3 protein-coding genes are annotated in these 3,661 nt (G+C 73.2%); all 3 read right to left on the reverse strand.

Features of this window, described 5'->3' with window-relative positions:
* Window positions 1–692, reverse strand: a 692-nt coding sequence (locus tag ACTS11_RS12925) for a cobalamin-dependent protein (RefSeq protein ID WP_442640719.1), incomplete at its 3' end; no start/stop codon positions are given.
* Window positions 689–2,716: an NAD-dependent epimerase/dehydratase family protein gene (locus ACTS11_RS12930; protein ID WP_442640720.1), complete on the reverse strand. Its 2,028-nt coding sequence runs from the start codon at window positions 2,714–2,716 to the stop codon at window positions 689–691. The genes ACTS11_RS12930 and ACTS11_RS12925, both read right to left, overlap by 4 nt.
* A partial coding sequence (locus ACTS11_RS12935) for an NAD-dependent epimerase/dehydratase family protein (protein ID WP_442640721.1) occupies window positions 2,713–3,661 on the reverse strand: 949 nt, incomplete at its 5' end. The genes ACTS11_RS12935 and ACTS11_RS12930, both read right to left, overlap by 4 nt.

Genomic DNA, 3,661 nt, shown 5'->3' on the forward strand with positions numbered 1-3,661 from the left:
CGCCGCCGGTAGCCGTCGCGGAAGTCGATCTTGGCGCAGAAGGCGCATTCGTAGGGGCAGCCGCGCGAAGCCTCGACCTCGGCGCCGAAGCCCTCGTGCCGCCCCTCCTCGAACCGGTGGTGGTGATGCGCGTGACGGCGCACCCATCGCTCCGGCCAGCGGAGCGGCGGGTGGTCGATGAAGCGGCTGATCGCCTGGGGCCCCGTCTCGATGAGCCTCCCCTCCGCGAGGTGCGCCGTTCCGGGCACCGTGAAAGGCTCCTCCGCCGAGGCGAGTGCGGCCACCACCTCCTCGCACTCGCCGCGAACGACGAGGTCGCAGCCGAGCTTGCGCAGCGTCGGCAGCGGCGTGGCCGAGCCGTGGGGGCCGACCGCCACAGTCAGCCCGCCCGAGGCCCCGAGCGCGCGCAGGAACTCCGCCGGAACGCGAAGTTCGGGCGGGGCGCAGCGCCAGAAGAGGTAGGTGGGCGCCGTCGTCACCACGGTCATGTCGGGCGCGAAGGCGGCGACCCGCGCGGCCATCTCGTCGTTGGAGAGGCCCTCGATCTGGCCGTCGAGCATCAGGACCTCGTGGCCGTCCCGCGCGAGAAACGCGGCGGCATAGCCGAGCTCGAGCGGCAGGTGCGCCTCGCGGCAACCGAAGTAGATGCTTCCCTCGTAGCTCCAGCACGGATTGACGAGCGCGACCTTCATGCGAGCTCCTTTCTCTGGTGGGTGTCCCGCGCGGTTCCGATGCGGTGGCGGGCGAGCCAGTCGTGGAGATCGGCGAGCCCCTCCCGCCAGCCGGTGCCCGCGCGCCAGCCCGTGGCGGTTTCGAAGGCCCGCGTGTCGGCCACGAAATACCGTTGATCGCCCGGCCGCATCGCGGCGCGGCGGACCTCCGGCGCGGTGCCGGTCAGCCCGCCGATGGCATCGAGAACCGCGTCGAGGCTTACCGCGTTCGGAGGCCCGCCGCCGAGGTTGAAGGCCCGCCCCGAGAGCGCGGCGATGTTCTCCAACGCCGCCCGGTAGGCGCCGACCGCGTCCGAGACGTGGAGAATGTCGCGCACCTGCGCGCCATCGCCGAAGAGCGTGATCCCCTCCCCCCGGAGCGCGCGGAGGAGGAAATGCGCGACCCAGCCCTGATCCTCCGTCCCGAACTGGTGGGGGCCGTAGACGCAGCTCATCCGCAGGACCGTGGCGGGCAGCCCGTAGGAATGCGCGTGGTCGAGCACGTACTGGTCCGCCGCGCCCTTGGAGCAGCCATAGGGCGTGTGGAAGGCGAGCGGGCGGTCCTCGGCGATGCCGCGCGCGCGGAGCGCGGGGTCGGCGGGCAGCCAACCCTGCGGCGTCCGGTCCAGCGCGATGTCCGCCAGATCGCCGTAGACCTTGTTCGTCGAGGCGAAGACGACCGGGATCTCGCGCCCCGTCGCGCGCAGCGCCTCCAGCACGTTCAGCGTGCCGCGCGCGTTGGTGTCGAGATCGTCGCCGGGGTGGCGGAGGCTCGTCGTCACCGCGGTCTGCGCCGCGAGGTGGACCACGGCGCGCGCCTCGGCGAGGCTGGCCGCGAGCGCGCGGGGCTGGCGGATGTCCACGCAATCCATGCGGAGGCGCGCGCCGTGCCGCCGCTTGAGCCAGTCGAGGTTCCGGTCGACGCCGGGCCGGGCGAGGCTGTCGAGGAGGAGCACGTCCTCCCCGTCCCCGAGCAGGCTGTCGGCGAGGTTCGTGCCGACGAAGCCGCAACCGCCGGTGATCGCGACGGGACGGCGGCCGACCGGGCGCACCGCGGGCGCGGCGAGGTCGGCGACCTGCCGCAGGCGTGCGACCCCGCCCTCGGCCAGAAGCCGCGCGAGGAGCTTCGGGCGGTTCTCGGCGTCCACCGCGCCCATGTGGTAGTGCCGCGCGTCGAACCAGTGCCCCTCCTGCACGGGCACGTGGGCGCAGACGTCGCGCCAGGCATACCAGTAGAGCCGGTCGGCCGGTGCGTCGCAGGCCTCGAGGAAGCGGCGCACCTGCCCGATCTGGTCGTCGGCCCAGGTCGAGTAACCTGCCTCCGTGATCCAGAGCGCGGTTCCCGGCGCATGGCGATCCAGGATCGCGCGGGCCTCGGCCAGATGCGCGCGCCAGCCCTGCCAGCTTCCGGCCTCGCTGTCCCAGGTGCCGGGAAAACCGTGGATGCCGACCGCGTGGACGAGATCGAGGATGCCGCGCGCGCCCATCAGGTCGAGGAAGGCCGGGTCGAAGGGGTTCGGCCCGCCGAGGACCGGGCGGAACCCGCGCGCGCGCACCCAGTGCGCCGCGTCGCCCACCATCTCGGCGAAGAGCGCGTGGTCGGGGTCGGCGCGCCAGTCCCAGTCGAGGAGGTTGTTGGGCTCGTTCCAGAGCTCGACCGCCTCGAAGTGCTCCCCGTGCCGCGTCAGCATCGCGTCGACGAAATCGGCGTAGTCCCGCAGCCGCCGGGGCGCGCCCGAGGCGGCGCCCGTCCGCGACAGCGAGGGCGGCGTGTAGTGGATGCAGGGCAGGACGTCGAAGCGCGCGCCGAGGCGCGGGAGCAGCCAGTCGTACCACTCGGGCGCCCCCTCGACGTGATACTCGGCCCAGGAAAGCTGCGTCCGCAGGCGACGGATGCCCGCTTCGGCCATGCCCTCGATCGCTGCCTCGGCATGGGCGCGGTCGCCCATCCGGAACCACTCGACGAAGCCCGGCGGCGCGTCCCGTCCTGCCCCCGTGTCCTTCATCGCACGAGACCCCGCTCCTCGAGCGCGCGGCGCATCTCCGCGCCCCGGTCGGCGCCGGTCTCGCCGCCGATCCAGTCGACGAGCTCGGCGAGGCCGTGCTCGAGCCGCCGCTCGGGCCGGAAGCCGAGGAGGTCGCGCGCCTTCGAGATGTCGGCGAAGCAGTGGCGGATATCGCCCGAGCGCGCGCGGCCGAGGATCTCGGGCGACAGGTCCGGCCGGCCCATCGCTTCGGCCAGCATCCCGGCGACCGGGGCGATGGCATAGGCCCGGCCGCTGCCGATGTTGATGACGTGGCCCGCCGCCTGCCCCTGCTCCATCGCCAGGCGGAAGGCGCGGGCGACATCGGCGACGTGGACGAAGTCGCGCTTCTGCTGCCCGTCCTCGAAGACGGTCGGCCTTGCGCCCGCCGCGAGGCGCGCGCCGAAATTGGCCAGGACACCCGTGTAGGGGTTGGACAGCGCCTGCCCCGGCCCGAATACGTTGAAGAGCCTGAGCGCCACCGTCTCGACGGGATAGGTCTGCCCGAAGATCAGGACCGCGCGCTCCTGCGCGAACTTCGTCAGCGCGTAGATCGAGGCGAGGTCCACGGGCTTGGTCTCGTCCGTGGGCATGGGCGAGAGCGGGTCGCCCCCGGCATCCACCGGCTCCCAGGCGCCGGGGCCGAGGCGGTCGGGCCTGCGTCGCGCGTCGATCACCGGGGTTCCGTCCGTGGCGCGATACAGCCCCTCGCCGTAGACGCTCATGGAGGAGGCGAGGACGAGACGGCGGACCGGATGCTCGAGGAGCGCCTCGAGCAGCACCGCCGTCCCGAGGTCGTTCGCGCCGACGTAGCGGGCGATCTCGTACATGGACTGACCGACGCCCACCTCGGCCGCGAGGTGGAAGACGCCATCGACGCCATCGAGCGCGCGGGCAAGCACGACCGCGTCCCGCACGTCGCCCTCG

Origin of the sequence: Roseicyclus sp., from assembly GCF_052168335.1 — a bacterium.
GTDB lineage: Bacteria > Pseudomonadota > Alphaproteobacteria > Rhodobacterales > Rhodobacteraceae > Roseibacterium.

What these genes read in the sequence shown, in the direction of transcription:
- ACTS11_RS12930 (WP_442640720.1), bottom strand. Translation starts at nt 2,716, where the DNA reads ATGAAGGACACGGGGGCAGGACGGGACGCGCCGCCGGGCTTCGTCGAG.